This is a genomic window from bacterium (assembly GCA_022616075.1).
Taxonomy (GTDB): domain Bacteria; phylum Acidobacteriota; class HRBIN11; order JAKEFK01; family JAKEFK01; genus JAKEFK01.
The window spans coordinates 1-16,168 of the sequence record JAKEFK010000139.1 but is presented as its reverse complement, the minus strand read 5'-3'; the positions used below and the strand labels follow the sequence as shown (position 1 = coordinate 16,168).

General features: G+C 48.8%; 17 protein-coding genes. 12 read left to right on the top strand and 5 right to left on the bottom strand.

The features are described from left to right. Window positions 1–308 (bottom strand): homoserine kinase (locus L0156_11410; protein ID MCI0603606.1); only part of this gene is annotated, 308 nt, incomplete at its 3' end. 131 nt (window positions 309–439) lie between these two features. Between L0156_11410 and L0156_11405 the strand changes: the two genes are divergently transcribed. Further along, entirely contained in the window at window positions 440–1,576 is a 1,137-nt protein-coding gene (locus L0156_11405; protein ID MCI0603605.1) for a hypothetical protein, read from the top strand. A gap of 189 nt (window positions 1,577–1,765) precedes the next feature. On the opposite strand, the gene L0156_11400 is transcribed toward L0156_11405, so the two are convergent. Then, a complete protein-coding gene (locus tag L0156_11400) occupies window positions 1,766–2,932 on the bottom strand; it encodes a S41 family peptidase (protein MCI0603604.1) in 1,167 nt (388 codons plus the stop codon). Window positions 2,933–3,168: 236 nt separating this feature from the next. Between L0156_11400 and purD the strand changes: the two genes are divergently transcribed. The 5 genes from purD to L0156_11375 all read left to right on the top strand — a co-directional run bounded on the left by purD (window position 3,169) and on the right by L0156_11375 (window position 9,616). Continuing rightward, window positions 3,169–4,455 carry a phosphoribosylamine--glycine ligase gene (purD, locus tag L0156_11395; GenBank protein MCI0603603.1) on the top strand — a complete coding sequence of 429 codons (1,287 nt, stop codon included), beginning with the start codon at window positions 3,169–3,171 and terminating at the stop codon, window positions 4,453–4,455. Window positions 4,456–4,549: 94 nt separating this feature from the next. Next, entirely contained in the window at window positions 4,550–5,038 is a 489-nt protein-coding gene (gene purE / locus L0156_11390) for a 5-(carboxyamino)imidazole ribonucleotide mutase (protein ID MCI0603602.1), read from the top strand. After that, window positions 5,035–6,285, top strand: a complete 1,251-nt coding sequence (gene mtaB, locus L0156_11385) for a tRNA (N(6)-L-threonylcarbamoyladenosine(37)-C(2))-methylthiotransferase MtaB (GenBank protein MCI0603601.1) — start codon at window positions 5,035–5,037, stop codon at window positions 6,283–6,285. The genes purE and mtaB overlap by 4 nt, the downstream gene beginning before the upstream one ends. Before the next feature lie 12 nt (window positions 6,286–6,297). Then, entirely contained in the window at window positions 6,298–8,382 is a 2,085-nt protein-coding gene (locus tag L0156_11380; GenBank protein MCI0603600.1) for an alkaline phosphatase family protein, read from the top strand. Beyond that, window positions 8,363–9,616: a peptidoglycan DD-metalloendopeptidase family protein gene (locus tag L0156_11375; GenBank protein MCI0603599.1), complete on the top strand. Its 1,254-nt coding sequence runs from the start codon at window positions 8,363–8,365 to the stop codon at window positions 9,614–9,616. The genes L0156_11380 and L0156_11375 overlap by 20 nt, the downstream gene beginning before the upstream one ends. A 361-nt stretch (window positions 9,617–9,977) precedes the next feature. Here L0156_11375 and L0156_11370 read toward each other — a convergent pair whose 3' ends face one another. Genes L0156_11370 through L0156_11360 form a run of 3 tightly spaced genes read right to left on the bottom strand, consistent with a single transcriptional unit; the run spans window position 9,978 to window position 11,531 of the window. Next, complete coding sequence (locus tag L0156_11370; protein MCI0603598.1) at window positions 9,978–10,628, bottom strand: NAD(P)H-binding protein; 651 nt, start codon at window positions 10,626–10,628, stop codon at window positions 9,978–9,980. After that, window positions 10,625–11,071 carry a PaaI family thioesterase gene (locus tag L0156_11365; GenBank protein ID MCI0603597.1) on the bottom strand — a complete coding sequence of 149 codons (447 nt, stop codon included), beginning with the start codon at window positions 11,069–11,071 and terminating at the stop codon, window positions 10,625–10,627. Before L0156_11365 ends, L0156_11370 begins: the two co-directional genes overlap by 4 nt. Before the next feature lie 7 nt (window positions 11,072–11,078). Then, window positions 11,079–11,531 (bottom strand): hypothetical protein, encoded by a 453-nt coding sequence (locus tag L0156_11360; protein ID MCI0603596.1) that lies wholly within the window; start codon window positions 11,529–11,531, stop codon window positions 11,079–11,081. Between the two features lie 120 nt (window positions 11,532–11,651). On the opposite strand from L0156_11360, the gene L0156_11355 reads away from it, so the two are divergent. The 6 genes from L0156_11355 to speD all read left to right on the top strand — a co-directional run bounded on the left by L0156_11355 (window position 11,652) and on the right by speD (window position 16,013). Beyond that, the gene (locus L0156_11355; GenBank protein MCI0603595.1) at window positions 11,652–12,275 is read left to right on the top strand and encodes a DUF4178 domain-containing protein; all 624 of its coding nucleotides are present in this window, start codon (window positions 11,652–11,654) and stop codon (window positions 12,273–12,275) included. Between the two features lie 3 nt (window positions 12,276–12,278). After that, the gene (locus L0156_11350; GenBank protein ID MCI0603594.1) at window positions 12,279–13,514 is read left to right on the top strand and encodes a DUF4178 domain-containing protein; all 1,236 of its coding nucleotides are present in this window, start codon (window positions 12,279–12,281) and stop codon (window positions 13,512–13,514) included. Between the two features lie 2 nt (window positions 13,515–13,516). Further along, window positions 13,517–13,690, top strand: a complete 174-nt coding sequence (locus L0156_11345) for a hypothetical protein (GenBank protein ID MCI0603593.1) — start codon at window positions 13,517–13,519, stop codon at window positions 13,688–13,690. A gap of 101 nt (window positions 13,691–13,791) precedes the next feature. Continuing rightward, window positions 13,792–14,088, top strand: coding sequence for a DUF350 domain-containing protein (locus L0156_11340; protein MCI0603592.1), 297 nt, complete (start codon window positions 13,792–13,794; stop codon window positions 14,086–14,088). Between the two features lie 6 nt (window positions 14,089–14,094). Continuing rightward, a complete protein-coding gene (locus L0156_11335; GenBank protein MCI0603591.1) occupies window positions 14,095–15,669 on the top strand; it encodes a polyamine aminopropyltransferase in 1,575 nt (524 codons plus the stop codon). Then, a complete protein-coding gene (gene speD, locus L0156_11330; protein MCI0603590.1) occupies window positions 15,666–16,013 on the top strand; it encodes an adenosylmethionine decarboxylase in 348 nt (115 codons plus the stop codon). Before L0156_11335 ends, speD begins: the two co-directional genes overlap by 4 nt. The last annotated feature ends 155 nt before the right edge of the window (window positions 16,014–16,168 follow it).

Below are 16,168 nucleotides of genomic sequence, written 5' to 3'. Positions count from 1 at the left end.
TCCTGTTTTAAATTTAGCAGGCGGGCGGCGGTCAGTAGCGCGCTGATCACGCAGCACGCAGAACTGCCCAATCCGCGTTTTGGCGAGATTTCAGTCTCAATGTTCACATGGAAGTGCCAGTCATCAGGAGAGACCGGATAACAGCTTCGTAGAACCTTCAGATAAAGATTCTCTTCACGCGGCAATTCCAAAGGACGCCCATTGCATGTCATTTCAAATTGAAAATCGCGCGCAGAATGCACAGAGGTCTTGAAATAAAGTGAAATCGCCAGACCCAGAGTATCAAAACCGCATCCAAGATTGCTCACACTGCCGGGGACTAGAATCTGAAAACTTTTGAAGGATTTTGTCCAATGTCGAAGGTCGTTTTCTTTGTTTGACTGCTCTGTCTTCTCGTTATAGTTTTTAGGCATACAGTCAATTTACAGGAGGTAAGGTCATGATATCCCGCGAGACGCTCTCCGATCTTATGTCTTTTGATCCTGGACAATATCTTACAACAACTCTCTATCTAACTATCGACGGGGCTCCGAATCCAACGTATTTGATCGAAGTCAAAGAACTTATCAAAAAAAGGCAAAAAGAATTAAACGATCAGCCACTCACAGCTGATGTCCGGAAATCGGCGAATGCGGACTTACGCAAAATTCGCGAGTTTGTAAACCATAAATTTGAAAGGAATGGGGTCAGAACATTGATCGTTTTTAGTTGCTCAGCAAAAAAATTCTGGAAAATTCTTACGCTGAACTTATCTCTTCTGAGTCAGCTCACGGTTGGATCGAAGCCCTATACTCGACCATTGACTCTGCTGCTGGATGAATACCGGCGTTTTCTGGTGATCCTCGTGGAGCGTTCGAAAGCCCGCCTGTTCGAAGCGTACGCCGGTGAGATTCGCGAATACACAGATGTGTTTGACGACGTTCCGGGCAAAGTAAAGATGGGAGGATTTGGTGGATATGAAGAACGGAGGATTGAACGTCACATTGAAGACCACGTCCGGCGCCATTTCAGACGCGTTGCCGATGTTGGTTTTGAATTGTTCAAACAGCACTCGCACGATTCTATAGTTTTGTTGGGCTCCGAGCAAAACACGAATGAGTTTCATCATTATCTTCACAACACACTTCATGACCGGATCGTTGCGACGGAAGTGGAGGAGTTTAATGCAGGTTTGAAGTCGATTTTAGACCGCATTATGAAGATGGAACATGCGATGAAAAATCAGGAGGACAAGAAACTCCTGACGCGCCTGTTCAATCAGGTAAAGTCAGGCGGATTGGGCATTGTTGGATTGGATTCAACGATCCGCGCGCTGCAGCAAGGGCAAGTGAATTCCCTCGTTGTGGAAGCCGGTTTCACGAAGGATGGTTATCGTTGTACCGAGTGCCGCAGTCTATCTACACGGAACGGTTCCTGTGACTATTGCGGGGGAAACACTCAAATCGTTCAGGACATTATTGAGGAAGCGGTTCAGCAGGCGCTGAGCCAGGGCTGCCAGGTTAAGTTTATCAGTCTTCCAGAATCCGAATTGTCGATGGCAGGAAAGATCGGCGCTATGCTGAGATTTAAGACTTAAGGCAGGCAAGATGCCTGCGGCGCCGGCTAAAAGCCGGCGGACATCAATGCCGCCAGAATGGCGGCGCTCATCTTTGATCCTAAATGACCGCCGGCATTCTGCCGGCATGGTTCGTTTAGAAAATCATTCTCCTCGTAAATACAGAAGCAAATGTAGAAACTCCAGTGCAGGCTGGAAGCCCTGCGCTCCTTAAGCAGCCTTTTCTTCCGGGTGGCGCAACTTTTCGATCGCTCCGTTGAGAAGACGATCCACTCCTTCCTCCTGGTCGGCGGTTTTAACGACTTCTTTGTACGGAATTGCCGGTTCGATACCAATCCCTAAGATCGGTCTTCCTTTTGGAGTGAGATATTTCTGCGTGGTTAAGACGACCCAATTTTGACCGGCAGGCAGCAGTTTTTGAATTCCACCGCGGCCAAAAGTTCGAGTTCCGTACGTCTTGGCAATTCCAGAATCCTGAATCGCTCCTGCAATGATTTCCGTTCCGCCCGCAGTCGTATAGTCGATTAGCACGAGCATTTCACCTGAAAATAAAGTGCGGTCGTCACCCGTGATCTTTTTTGTGACTCCTTCGCGGCCGGCAATCTGAACGATCGGGACGGCCTTTACAAAGAGATCGGTGACTTTTATGGCGGTATCCTGGGTCTCATCCGTGCATCCGCGCAAATCCAGAATCAGTTTTTGAATACCCTGTCGCTGAAAGGCTTCCAGCTTTTTCTCGATTTCCGATTCCACACCGGGCAAGAGGTGACGAATTGCTATGTATCCGATGTTTTGTTGAATTACGTAACTCTCCGAATAAGGTTTGGAAATCGCTCGACGCACCAGAACCAACTCTTCCGGCTTTTCCAGAGATCCGCGAAACATCGAAAGCTTTACTTCCGTGCCGGGATTGCCTTTCATCAGCTGATAAATGCGGTAAAGAGGAATACCCTGGACGTACTGTCCGTTAATACTGCGGACGAAATCGCCTGCCTTGATCTTTTTTGTTTCCGCAGAGGAGCCTTTCTCCACCGCGACAACCACCACCATTCCATAACGTCGCGCGATGGTTACACCTACTCCAGCCTGCGTTGCCAGTGCATCAATCTCCTTTTTGTATTGATCGATATCTTTTCCTTTGATGAAATACGATTCGGAATCCAGGCTTTCCACCATTCCATACATCGCCGAATCCATAACTTTGTTGAAATCCACGTCTTCTACATAATTGGTATCTACCAGATGCAACACGTTTGTGAAAATAGTGAGGTAGCCGTAAGGGCTCGTGTTCGGCGCATTTCGCGCCAGCAAAGCGCCGATGGAGGTAAATAAGACAACAAGACCGGAAGCGAACATCAAAAGATATTTCCTGTTCAAAAGAAGCTCCTGTGTCGAAGCGGTTCAGGGCCGCTCGCTAGATTTGGATTATAAGAAGTGGTCTCTCGACAGTCAAGAAAATTGTAACTGCCAAAACGCCCAGAACACCAACCGAGCTGGAATGTTATTTTCTTGGCGACTTGGCGTCTTGGCGGTTCATTTTAAAGCTTGTTTTCGAGCTATTGCTTGTGGCATAATCTCAAAGTTCCAGCTATTTCATTGTAAAAAATAGAGTTATGAGAATTCTTGTAATTGGTTATGGCGGTCGTGAACACGCCCTTGTTTGGAAACTGAAACAATCTTCCAACATAACGGAGATGTTTTGCGCCGCAGGGAATCCCGGGATTGCCGAATCTGCCAGCGTTGTGGACATTGATGCAGCCAATATTGTTGAGCTCGCGGAATTTGCTTCGGATGTCAAGATTGATCTGACAGTAGTGGGTCCGGAAATAGCTCTCGATCTAGGGGTTGTGGATGAATTCCAAAAGAGGGATCTGCGCATATTTGGTCCTACGAATTCCGCTGCTGAACTCGAAAGCAGTAAGGTTTTTGCGAAAGAGTTTATGAGCCAGCGTGGAATTCCAACAGCTCATTTTCGCATTGCGAACAGCGCAGAAGAGGCGGAACGGATCGTAAAGAGCGGCGAATTCCGTTTTCCGGTCGTTGTAAAGGCGGATGGTCTGGCTTCGGGCAAAGGAGTGCTGGTTTGCCACGATGAGCGACAGGTCCGTGATGCAGTTGAGACGATCATGCTTCATCGCAAGTTTGGAAAATCCGGAGACCGGATCGTGATCGAAGAATTTCTCGAAGGTGAAGAGATTTCCTTTCATGTGATTTCCGATGGCAAGAAGGTATTGCCGCTTGCCGCGAGCCAGGACCATAAGCGGCTTTTGGATGGCGATCAGGGGCCGAATACCGGCGGGATGGGCGCCTATTCACCAACCATTGCAATCAATAAGAATATCCATCGAAAGATCATGAACGAAATCATCCTGCCGACGATCTCCGGCATGGCGGAAGAGGGAAGGCTTTACCAGGGTGTCCTGTACGCTGGCTTGATGCTGACGAAAGATGGTCCTCGTGTACTTGAATTTAATTCGCGTTTTGGCGATCCTGAAACTCAGGCCCTGTTGACACGGATCGATTGTGATCTGGCTGAGGTTCTAATGCTCGCCTGTCAGGGACGTCTGGATGAAGCCCGTGTTGAGTGGAAGAAAGAAGCCAGCATCTGTGTTGTGCTTTGCTCGAAGGGATATCCGGATAATGTAGAGTCTGGACATGAGATTACGGGAATAGAAGATGCCAGGGCGACGGAAAACGTGCTGGTTTTTCACGCCGGAACCGCTTTGCGGGATGGCAAAGTTGTGAGTTCAGGAGGCCGTGTTCTGGGTGTCACGGCAACCGCTCACAATCTATCGTCTGCCTACGATCTTGTCTATAGCGCCGTCTCAAAGATTCATTTTAATGGGATGCACTACAGGAAAGATATCGCAAAAAAGGCGCTGGAGCATTTCAAGCATTAAATTCAAACCGGCAAGCCGCCAAGGCGCCATGCTGGAAAAATAAGAATAAATAATTCTTGGCGATCTTGGCGCCTTGGCGGTTAAAATTACAAATATGCCACAGGTTGTTATATTCATGGGTAGCAGATCCGATTTGGAAAAATTATCGGAAGCTGTCGCGATGCTGAAGGATTTCGGTGTGAGCTACGAAGTGCATGTTTGTTCTGCGCATCGTTCTCCTCGATATCTTCAAGAAACGCTGAAGCGGCTCGAACAGGACGGTTTGCAAATCGTGATTGCCGCCGCCGGTGGCGCGGCCCATCTCGCGGGTGTTTGCGCCGCGCAAACATTGTTGCCTGTGATTGGCGTGCCGGTTGACGTTCCGCCATTGAATGGGCTCGATTCGTTACTCTCGACCGTGCAAATGCCGGGCGGCATTCCGGTTGCAACCGTTAGCATCGGAAAGGCTGGCGCAAAAAATGCAGCCCTGCTGGCTGTGTCGATCCTCGCGCTGCAGCAAGAAGAATTGTTGGAACGGCTTCGTAAGTATCGTGAGGATATGGCTGCCGGAATTGAAAAGCAGGATCGCGAACTAAATTCATGAACACGTATCAAGTACATTTTCTTGGATGCAAGGCCAGCCTGTCTGATGCGATGGGATACGCCGGAATCCTTCAGAGGGCCGGTTGGAAAGAAGCGGCCGAAGGTGAAAACGTTTCGCTCGTTCTTATCCAAACCTGCACGGTGACCATGTCTGCTGATGCGCAAGGCAGGCAGATGGTGCGCAAACTAAAGAGCCGGCATCCTTCAGCCCGCATACTGTTAACCGGCTGTTATGCGCAACGGGCGGAAGAAGAGTTGACCGCCATGCCCGAAGTGGATTACGTAATTGGGAATTTGAACCCCAACAAGCGAGAACTATTTTCAAAAATTGCAAATGCAAGCCGCAATGAAGATACCGATTTTCCGATGCCAGGCGAATTTGCGCGCACGCGTCCGTTCATCAAAATACAGGATGGTTGCGACGCGCGCTGTTCGTATTGCATCATCCCGGCCGTTCGTGGAAAGAGCAGGAGCCTGCCGGTCGAAGAAGTTGTAAGGCGAGTGGAACTCTTTCGAGATCGCGGTTACCAGGAGATGATTCTAACCGGCATCAGCATGGGTGGATATGGAAAGGATCTAAATCCAAAGAGCAGTCTCAGCCATTTGATGAGCAAACTTCATTCGCTTCCCGGGAATTTCAGAATCCGCCTGAGCTCGATCGAGCCAGAAGAGGTTGACGAGGACTTTTTGGATATCTTTACGTCCAGCGACCGGTTTCAGCCTCATTTGCATCTGCCGATTCAAAGCGCGTCGGATCAGGTGCTCAAAAAGATGCGGAGGCAGTACCTCTTTCGCCGTTACGATTGGATCGTGAAGCGCTTGTTTGCTGCAAATGCCCGGATCAATCTGGGTACGGATATACTCGTGGGTTTTCCTGAGGAAGACAGCCAGGCGTTTGAGGAGACGTATCAGTACGTTCAGAATGCCCCCTTTGCGTACTGCCATGTGTTTCCCTTTTCGCCGCGTCCCGATACACCTGCGGCATCCTATCGAAGAGAATCGAGCCATGCCGAAGTGACGGAACGCGCGGCAAAACTTCGCGATCTGGCGCATCAAAAGAATTTGCAATATCGCAGTCAGTTCGTTGGAGAAGAGCTGCCGGCACTGCTATTGCATGGGACAGGCGAAGCATTAACCGGCAATTACATTCGCGTAGAGGTTCCCGAAATCACAAAGAAGACTGGCTTCGTATCTATTAGAATTCATTCAGTAGATGGCGTTCGGACACACGGAGCCATCGTTCAGTAGGAGGATTTTACAATGCCTGGATTCATTAAAACAAAAAAATTCTTAGTTCTGCTGGCTTTGATTGTCGCAGGCGGAGTTTTCCTGAATTTCTCGGTTTGGTCCCATCCCAAGATGCGGGATGTAAAAGAAAAAGTAATCATCATCGGTTTCGACGGAATGGATCCCGATCTGGCTCAACAATATATGGATCAGGGATTACTTCCGCATTTCAAAAAGCTGGCCGCTCAGGGAACTTTTACCTCTCTGGGCACGACAAATCCACCGGAATCCCCGGTGGCTTGGGCATCTTTTCAAACAGGATTAAATCCCGGTGGACACAACATCTATGACTTCCTGACTCGCAGCACGGAAACATATTTGCCGAATCTCGGGATGGTCAGCGTAGAACCTCCGAAATTCTTATGGAAGCTGATTCCGATCAAAATGCCGCACGTCGAAACGATCCGCAAAGGAACACCCTTCTGGGTCCAGGCAGGTAAAAATGGCATTCGCACAACAGTACTGACCGTGCCTCTGTCCTATCCACCGGATGATATCCCCGGCGGATTCATGATGGCTGGATTGCCGCTGCCTGACATTCGCGGAACAACGGGAACCTTTTACTACTGGGCCACCGACCTCTCTGATTTCGAAGTGGGCGATGCGGAAATGGGCGGCAAAATCGGTCGCTTAGAGTTCAATGGTGATAAAGCGACCACAGTCATCATGGGTCCTTCAAATCCGATTCTCAAAGCGGAGCAGGAAGAGCTCAAAGCGCTTCCTAAAGATCAAAGGACAATTGAACAGCAAGCCCGTTATGAACAACTCATGGAAAGCGGTTTTAAAGACGTTAAAGTGGAGATGGACGTCCAGAAAGTTGCCGGAGGCGTGAAGATTCGCGTCCACGAACAGCAGATCGATTTGAAGAAGGGGGAATGGAGCGATTGGGTTCCGCTCACATTCAAGATCAATCCGATTGTGAAAATGCGTGGAATGTCGCAGTTCTTGTTGTTGGAAGAAGAGCCCGAAGTGAAGCTTTATATGTCTCCAGTCAACTGGGATCCTCGCAATCCGCCGCTTCCGATTACAAAACCGGACGATTGGTCCAAAAAACTCGTAAAAGAGGTTGGCATTTATAGAACTCTCGGTTGGGCCGAAGCAACATGGCCGTTGAATGAAGAGCGAATTGATGAAGCCACGTTCATTGCGGATGCTTATGTTGCGATGAAAGACCGGATGAAGATCATGGAAAATGAGTTGAAGAAACGAAATTGGAATCTGTTCGTTTCCGTTTACGAAACCACAGACCGTTTCCAGCACATGTTTTATCGTTTGCTCGATCCAAAGCATCCTTATCATGATGCCGAGCTCGCAGCAAAGTACGGGAATGTAGTTCGCGACTTGTATGTTCAGTGCGACAAGATTGTCGGTAAAGCGATGGAGTACGCAGATGAGAACACCACTTTCATGGTGGTTTCCGATCATGGTTTCCATTCGTTCCGAAAGAGCGTAAACCTGAATACCTGGCTGGTGAAAAACGGATATATGTATCTTCACGGGATGGAAGACAAGAGCTACACGTTGAATGATCTGTTTGATCGCGGACAATTCTGGGTGAATACGGATTGGACAAAAACAAAAGCTTACGCCATGGGTCTGGGTCAGATTTACATCAACCTGCAGGGCCGCGAAAAGCAGGGCACAGTGGCGCCCGGTGAAGAGTACGCGAAGCTGCAGGATGAGTTGGTCGCAAAACTGAAAGAAATTAAAGATGAGGAAACGGGTGAATCGGTCATTCTGGATGTTTACAAGCGTGATGACATCTACCACGGTGAATACATTGGAAATGCTCCGGATCTCATGGTTGGCTTCAATGAAGGGTACCGGGTTTCCTGGCAGACAACACTCGGCGGAATTCCAAAAGATCTGTTGGAAAACAATATGAAAAAGTGGAGTGGAGATCATTGCTCCTACGATTACAAAATTACAGCTGGTGTTCTGCTGTCGAACAGGAAGATTGCCAAAACAGATCCGCATTTAGTGGATATCGCGCCTACTGTATTTAAGGCATTAAGTATTACCACACTGCCAAATCTTGATGGGAAGCCGCTTTTTTAATGGAAATGAGCAAAGTAGCGTAGCCGTCCCGGCCGCGGGTTCGCAGGCGAGACGCCCGCGCTACTTTGTTTTTGCCGTAGCAGCCTTTCTGGTTGCTACGGAGCTTCTTGCTCAAGAAGCTCCCGATCCTTCCGCTACACCCGACGATTCGGAAGAGATAACACTTCAAAAACTAGAGACAATTCAAAAGGAGATCTCTGCTCTCCGGCAGGAAGCAAACCGTTTAAGCACCCAGGAGAATTCAGTCCTTGCACAGCTCGCGCAACATGAAGTCGAATACAAAATGAAGACTCACGAAATCGAGCTTCTGGAATTGCGCCAAACGAAGACGGAAGGGGACATTCAGAAACTGCAGGCTACATATCAGGAGATGGAAAAGAGTCTCCAGAAGCAGAAGGAATATTTGACGCGCCGCCTTGTGGAAGCTTACAAGCTGGGCGAACTGAATTATTTGAAGTTGTTACTGCGCGCGAACCAGTCTGCAGATCTATTGCGGAGCTATCAATACATTGCTTATCTCGCTAAGGATGACAGCCGGAAGGTTCAGAACTATCGCGCTTCGATGGTGGATCTAGAACAGACCCGTTTGCGTTTGGAGCAGGAGAAGCGGAATCTGGATCGGCTGAGGGGAGATTTGCAGGGGGCGCATGATTCCCTGGAAGCGAGCCGGCAGGAAAAACTACGTTTGTTGAGTTCGATTCGCGATGAAAAATCAATGCATCTGAACGCAATGAGTGACTTGCGAGTCGCGGCAAATCAGTTGCAACAGTTTTTTGCGGGAGCGGCCCCGGTTCCTGTTTTGCAAAGTCCTGAAAATCTTCCGTCGCTCATGAAACAAAAAGGGGCGCTGGATTGGCCTGTGTCAGGCAGAATTACCCGCCAATTCGGTGTTTACCGCCATCCGAGGTTTGGCACGACCACGATGAGTAATGGGGTCGAAATCTCAGCTCCTGAAGGAACCGACGTTCGGGCAGTTTTCGATGGACAGGTCGTGTTTGCTGAATGGTTCAAGGGATATGGGCAGTCCGTGATTCTGTCACACTCGGATGGTTATTACACGCTGTATGCCCATAATTCTGAACTGCTTGTACAAAGAGGCCAGATCGTCCATCGCGCTCAGAATATAGCGCGTGTTGGATCCACGGGTGTCATTGAAGGAAACCCCTCCTTGTACTTCGAGATCCGCAAAAAGGATCAACCGGTGAATCCCAGGGAATGGCTGCGCAGACGGTAAGTAAGTAGCACAGGCGTCTCGCCTGTGAAGCTCCACACAGGCGGGACGCCTGTGCTACTTTGCATTATGGGCCGCGGACTTAAGAACTTGAGTCTCTGTCTCGGAATTCAAAATAGTTGCTGCTAATCTGGAATTAGTATTGATCACACAATTTTATGTTAGAGAAATGCACTGGTTTGGTATAAATTATTACGGCATGGAAGACCGGTGTCCTGAATGCCAGTCGTTTGTTGAAAATAGATATTTTTGCATTTTTTTTATCCCAATCATTCCTCTTGGTGCTTACCGGTCGATTCGCTTTGGAGACTCCGACTGCTTGCGCAGGAGGGTACCGGCTGAGTATCACTAAACGCACGAAGCTTTACTTTGACTTGCCGAGACTTCGGATTTCAGGAACTTCAACGATGCGGATTCCGCTGAAAGGATTCTCGACCGCATCGATCAATGCCGCGAGCATTTGTTTCAACGTAACCAGATCGCAGCGCCGGGCCCCTTCTCTGGTTGCAGGAATGAGCTCGCACACCTTATAGAATGGAATCAAGGCGTAAGCCCACCGGTGTCCTGGTCCAAGAACGTACCAGGGTCGAAGGATGGTTGCATTTAAACCGGAGCTCCTTAACTTTTCCTCCGCTTCCATCCGTGTCTGAATGTACGCTTTCATAACAGGAGCAGGATGCGCAACGCTGAGATAAATGAAATGTTGAACCCCTGCGTGAACTGCTGCATCGATGGAAGCAAAAGCAGCGGGCAAATCGATCGAACGAAAGAGCCTTGCTTTGGCGGGACTCGGATTCGCAACACCCACAAGATGCACGAAAGTTCCGGATGAAATGGAATCCTGATAACTTTCTGCATTCAAAGCATCGCCCATGATTTTTTTGGATCCTGCCGGAGCCTTATTCTCCGATCCTTTTCGAACAAGCGCTTCAACATTATATCCCTGTTGAAGAAGCAGATTTACCAATCGACTGCCAAGATATCCGGTGCTTCCGGCAATGAATACGGATTTCAAGGTTGTATCGTGGCGGGTTTGACCTTGTTAGATGAGATGCGGCTGTAGGTCGCAATACCCAACGCAACCAGGCGATTTTCGCGTGAGGTAAAAACTTTTAGCTCACAAACAATCAGCTGGCGACCTTTCTTGACCACTTTTCCTATGGCGTACAGTTCGTCGCGATAAACAGGCGCAATAAAATTCATTTTGATTTCGGCGGTCGCCAGAGGAATTTCCCCTGCAAGCGTGGCTGCGGCAAAGTAGCCCGCCGTATCCGCGATTAAAGTGATGAAACCGCCATGAACCACTCCAAAGAGCTGTTCAAAATCATCCCTGAAAGGAAGAATGATTTTACACACGCCCTCTTCCATTACTTCCAGTTTCTGGCCAATGAACCGGGAGACTTTTGCAATCTTGGCACGCTCCTCCCAGACTTCGAACTCGGAATGTTTTTTACGCAAGCTGTTTTTACCGGAAATCGTCCTTGGATCGCTTTACTTCACCGCGAATTTTCAGTAAGGCTTCTTCTGCCAACGTTGCTGTCACCGTATCGCTGTCTCGTTGCGCCGTTATCAGAGGCCCCATGATCACATCCTCTGTTGCAGGGAACAAACCGGGATTGTCGGAGATATACTGCACTACTCTCCTGCGCTCATCCAGTATCCCCTTGCTCATAAAACGGCCAAGAAGTCGCAAGAAATGAGTTCTTTTCGGGTGTCCTCTGAAATTCTTGATTTGTAACAGCTGATCGAGCACGAGATTTCTACCTTCCAGATGGTTGTCTTTGATCAAGACATCCGCAATTTTGAACCAATTCTCATCGCCTGTTTTTGTTGCAAACAAGAATTCGGGTTTAGCAACCCCCATCCCTTTTTGATACAAGAACCAGGCGACTTTTTGTCCAAAGGATAAGTCGGCCATGCGCTAATACCCTCCCAGAAAGCTATTTCAACACAAGGGATTCACCAGAGCAAGTGTCTTGCATTTGGGTCGCTCGCACGACAATCAATTTCCTACTTCAAACCTTGGCTCCATATTGGTATGATTCTGCTGATGGAAGCGGATGTTTTAAATTGTCCTTCCTGTGGCGGACCGGTGGAGCTGGCGAACCGGTTTGTAAAGATGGTGGTTTGCAATTACTGTGGAAATGCGCTTGCGGTTGACAATAAGAAACTCGATCCTACCGGAAAAACAGCGGCTCTCGTAGATTATCCTACCCGTTTTCGTACCGGACTGACCTGCCGGTTGCGCGGCCAAAAATTTGAAATCCTGGGACGCGTACGTCTGGAGGATGAAGATGGCTACTGGGATGAATGGTACATCCAATTCGATGATGGAAGTGTTGCGTGGCTGGAAGAAGAGGAAGGGGAGTTAACTTTATCTCGCAAGCAGAAGTTAACAACGGAAGTCCCGGATTTTCAAAAGGCCCGTGTCGGCACTCGAGTTACGATTAACAATCAACCTTTTTTCATCACCGAACGTTGCACGGCGCGGATCGCCGGCGCGGAGGGCCAGATCTTTTATAAGGTTCACACGAATCAGGCGGTGCGGTTCCTGGATGGAAATATCGGAGGCAAGCTGGCTGCAGTTGAATACGGAGAAGACCAGATTGAATTCACTGTGGGTGAAATCATTCCCATGAACGAGATTGAAATAACGGAGTAATGAATGAAACTTCGTGCAGTTAAATGTCCCGGATGTGGCTCTTCCGCGCGATTGCGGGATGGAGCAGAAAGCGGTTTTTGCACGAATTGCGGCGGTCCCATCACGCTCGAACAAGCCCTTGCTGCTGAACGAAAAGGTTTAAAAGAATATCCGAATGAGACCATCGTAAATCCAGGTATGAAAGCGACCAGGAATGCGAAAGCCTATGAGGTAATCGGCAGGATTGTTGTTGGGATGGAAGAGGAAGGGGAGACGTATTTATGGGATGAGTTTGAGCTCGTTGCCGCTGACGGTGATGCGATGTTTCTGGAATTTGACGAAGGCAGTTGGAAACTGATGGAAACCTTCACGCCGAATACTCCCATCGGGCCGGATGAAATCGCAGGCCTGCACATCGGAAGCAGTGTTTCCATGGATGGAAGGACATATAATGTGACGCAAATCAGCGTTTCTACTGTTCATTTCGTTCAAGGTGAGCTTACATATGCCGCAAGTGTTGATGACAAAGCATCTTATATGGACGCTCAACACGGAAATAATCTTCTGACAGTCGAATGGAAAGAAGACGAAATAGAGTTTTACCGCGGACGATTCCTTACAGAGCGTCAAGTCTACGAAATTTTTGGGCGGCATGACCTGATCCAGGCTCAGAAGGTTAAGACTGAAAAAGCCAAACATCGCGCAGTATTTGCCAGCATTTGTATGGCGCTTGCCATTCTTGCTTTTATCCTTTCAGGAATTTTGTCGTCTCTGGGAAAACAGATTTACAGTCAGCAAACGACTTTTGACGCCATTCCAGCGGAAGGCGCGCGGTTTGGACCTGTTCGCCTTCGCCCCGATCAAAGATACCGGCTGAAATTGGATTCGGGGCTTCGAGAGGCCTCGGCCTGGGCAGTGGGAGTCGTGGAGTCTGCTGACGGAATAGAGCTTTTCGCCAATGAGCATGACTTCTGGGATGAATCCGGAAGTGACTCTGATGGCGCCTGGCACGAATCGGACCTGGCCTTTTCGCGCGATTTCGTCGTTGATAAAGAAGAAGACTATTATGTTCGGTTGTATATGGAGGAGGATCCTCCTTTAAACGCCAATACACCGGTATTTCAACATGTTGGTTTTTCGATTCTTGAAGGAGTCTACGGCGTTTCTTATCTGGCCATGTATGGAATACTTGGTTTTGTGACAGCGGTGTTGTTTTATATCAGGGCATTCGCTTCCTTTGCAGCCGGTCAAAGTAAATAGGTATGACTACAGGTTACAAAATTGCGTCCATCATTTTTTTGTTTCTATTCATGTTTGCAACCACTGCGACGTTTCTGGGCTGGAACAAGCCATCCGATCAGGAGGTAAAAAAAGCGCGAAGCGTTCGCACAGGGAGCTTGCATGGTCGCCATATTTTTGGTGGCAGCGGAAAATGATTCACCGCAGAGAGCGCAGAGAACGCCGAGCGAATAACGAGTTTTTTCTCTGCGTACTCCGCGTCCTCTGCGGTGAAAATTAATAATTAAGGAAGAGGACTATGCGAAGATTGATTCTGAGTGCGTTGTTCGTGATGGTGCTTCTGTTCTCCACTCCACTCATTGCCGAGAATGGCGGCTCGTGGCGCCCGAATACTTTTCTGATGTCGATTGTTTCAACGATGGTATTTGGGGCCATTGGAATCGTGATGGCGATTGTCGGATTTAAGGTCTTCGATCTGGTAACTCCGTTCAATCTGGAACAGGAAATATGCGAAAAGCAGAACCTTGCGGTTTCGATTCTCTGCGGCGCATTTATCATCGGAGTCTGCATCATCATTGCTGTTGCCGTGATTTAGAGGGTTATGCCGGTCAGTGAACTATTGCCGGAAACACCGGTGTACGAAGTCAAGCGCGAAGCTTCAGCAGGAGTCACGCCGCGGCGCGAGATTCTAACGCTGCTGGCCTCCATTTTTCTTGTTGCTGCTTGTGGACTGATTTACGAGCTCCTCATTGCAACGGCTTCGTCGTATTTAGTCGGCAGCAGCGTGACGCAGTTCTCGATTTCCATCGGTGTATTCATCGGGTCCATGGGGCTCGGATCTTACTTTTCACAACGCGTTCGCGGTTTGCTTACCGTATTTATCGGTATGGAAATTGTGCTTGCGATTGTGGGAGGACTTTCCGTGCTCACCCTCTACTGGTCCTATCCAAAGGGCGCGTTCTACTGGGTCCTGTTGCTCACCTTTCTTGTCCTCATCGGTGGAATAACAGGTCTGGAATTGCCGCTTTTAACGCGCTATCTGAAACGCTACGGCACATTGCGCAAAGTGATGGCTCAGGCTCTTTCCTTCGATTACATCGGAGCGCTTGCCGGCTCATTACTTTTTCCGTTAATCCTTTTGCCTGAGCTGGGGATGATCCGGACTGCCTTTCTGGTTGCGATCTGGAATGTCGCCATTGCCATTTGGAACATCCGCGTCTTTGGAGGCAATCATCCTCAAATCAAGACGTTTATGATTCCCTCCCTGGCTGCAGGAGGAGCGCTGGTTGCCGGTTTTTTGTTCTCCGGAAAACTGATCGACATTGTAGAAAAGGATCTTTACGAGGATCAGATCATTTACAGCCGCCAAACTCCTTATCAAAAAATTATTGTCACGAGATGGCGAGAAGATGTACGGTTATTCCTTGACGGAAATCTGCAATTCTCCTCCGTGGATGAGTACCGTTATCACGAGGCTCTGGTTCATACGGCGTTTGCGCTTTCTCCGGTAAACGAACGCGTTTTGATTCTGGGAGGAGGGGACGGACTCGCAGCAAGAGAGATTCTGAAATACAAAGAGGTAAAACAGATTACGCTGGTTGACATTGATCCGGCGATTACGGATCTTGCGCAGAACTTGCCGCCGGTTGTTGCTTTGAATCAAAATTCGCTTCAGGATGCGCGCGTGCGAATGATCCATCAGGATGCGCATGCATTTCTTCAAAAGGATTCCACGCGGTACGATGTAATCATTTCCGATTTACCGGATCCGAATACCGAGGCGCTGGCAAAATTGTTTTCGGTAGAATTTTTTCGTTTGATCAAACAGCATTTATCGGAATCCGGAGCGTTCGTCGCGCAGGCCACATCGCCTTATTTTGCGCGTGAGGCATTCTGGTGCATCGTAAATACCGTGAAGGAAGCCGATCTTCAAACGGCGCCATTCCACGTTTACGTCCCTTCCTTCGGGGATTGGGGTTTTGTGATTGCTTCTCATAATGCGATACAAAAGGAACGAATGAAGTTGCGAGCTTCAACACGATTCCTGTCTGCGGAGGTCCTGAGGGAAATGTTTTACTTTCCCAATGATGAAAGCGAAGTGCCGGCGGAAGTTTCTACGCTGGACCATCCTGCGATCTTGAACTATTACCTTGCCGGTTGGAAGCGAATGGAATGATCGGGAAAAATCTGCTTGCTGATTTCTACGGAATAAGTCCATCCGCTTTGAGCGATAGTTCACTACTCGAGCGCTGTTTGCGTGAAGCCGCTTTAGAAAGTCTTCTGACACCGCTGAGGGAGCCTGTGCTCCATCAGTTCGAGGGAGGCGGCATAACCGGATTCTTGTTGTTGCGTGAATCGCACATTTCTTTTCACACTTATCCTGAGCACGGATTCCTGGCGCTGGATGTGTTCACATGCGGCCGCTCTGATCCGGAAAAAGTGGTGGAAGTTTTTCGGAAATACTTATCGCCATCTCATGACCAGATCGTGACCGCAGTGCGTGGCGGCGGGACTCCATGAATGTGGCTGCGCCACGGACATCCCGTCCGCTGGAATTTGCAGAACCGGTTGCCGTTGCGAAGGCCTCCCGGTGGATCGTTAACAAACAGTACGATCTCACTTTTTTTGTCGGCAGTTGCGTTTTTACATTCGCTGCGTTTGGGCTTTACAAGATT

Bases quoted from the DNA above. Each gene is read 5' to 3' on its own strand.
- L0156_11405 (MCI0603605.1), top strand. From the start codon at position 440: ATGATATCCCGCGAGACGCTCTCCGATCTTATGTCTTTTGATCCTGGA.
- purD (MCI0603603.1), top strand. From the start codon at position 3,169: ATGAGAATTCTTGTAATTGGTTATGGCGGTCGTGAACACGCCCTTGTT.
- purE (MCI0603602.1), top strand. From the start codon at position 4,550: ATGCCACAGGTTGTTATATTCATGGGTAGCAGATCCGATTTGGAAAAA.
- mtaB (MCI0603601.1), top strand. From the start codon at position 5,035: ATGAACACGTATCAAGTACATTTTCTTGGATGCAAGGCCAGCCTGTCT.
- L0156_11380 (MCI0603600.1), top strand. From the start codon at position 6,298: ATGCCTGGATTCATTAAAACAAAAAAATTCTTAGTTCTGCTGGCTTTG.
- L0156_11375 (MCI0603599.1), top strand. From the start codon at position 8,363: ATGGGAAGCCGCTTTTTTAATGGAAATGAGCAAAGTAGCGTAGCCGTC.
- L0156_11360 (MCI0603596.1), bottom strand. From the start codon at position 11,531: ATGGCCGACTTATCCTTTGGACAAAAAGTCGCCTGGTTCTTGTATCAA.
- L0156_11355 (MCI0603595.1), top strand. From the start codon at position 11,652: ATGATTCTGCTGATGGAAGCGGATGTTTTAAATTGTCCTTCCTGTGGC.
- L0156_11350 (MCI0603594.1), top strand. From the start codon at position 12,279: ATGAAACTTCGTGCAGTTAAATGTCCCGGATGTGGCTCTTCCGCGCGA.
- L0156_11345 (MCI0603593.1), top strand. From the start codon at position 13,517: ATGACTACAGGTTACAAAATTGCGTCCATCATTTTTTTGTTTCTATTC.
- L0156_11340 (MCI0603592.1), top strand. From the start codon at position 13,792: ATGCGAAGATTGATTCTGAGTGCGTTGTTCGTGATGGTGCTTCTGTTC.
- L0156_11335 (MCI0603591.1), top strand. From the start codon at position 14,095: ATGCCGGTCAGTGAACTATTGCCGGAAACACCGGTGTACGAAGTCAAG.
- speD (MCI0603590.1), top strand. From the start codon at position 15,666: ATGATCGGGAAAAATCTGCTTGCTGATTTCTACGGAATAAGTCCATCC.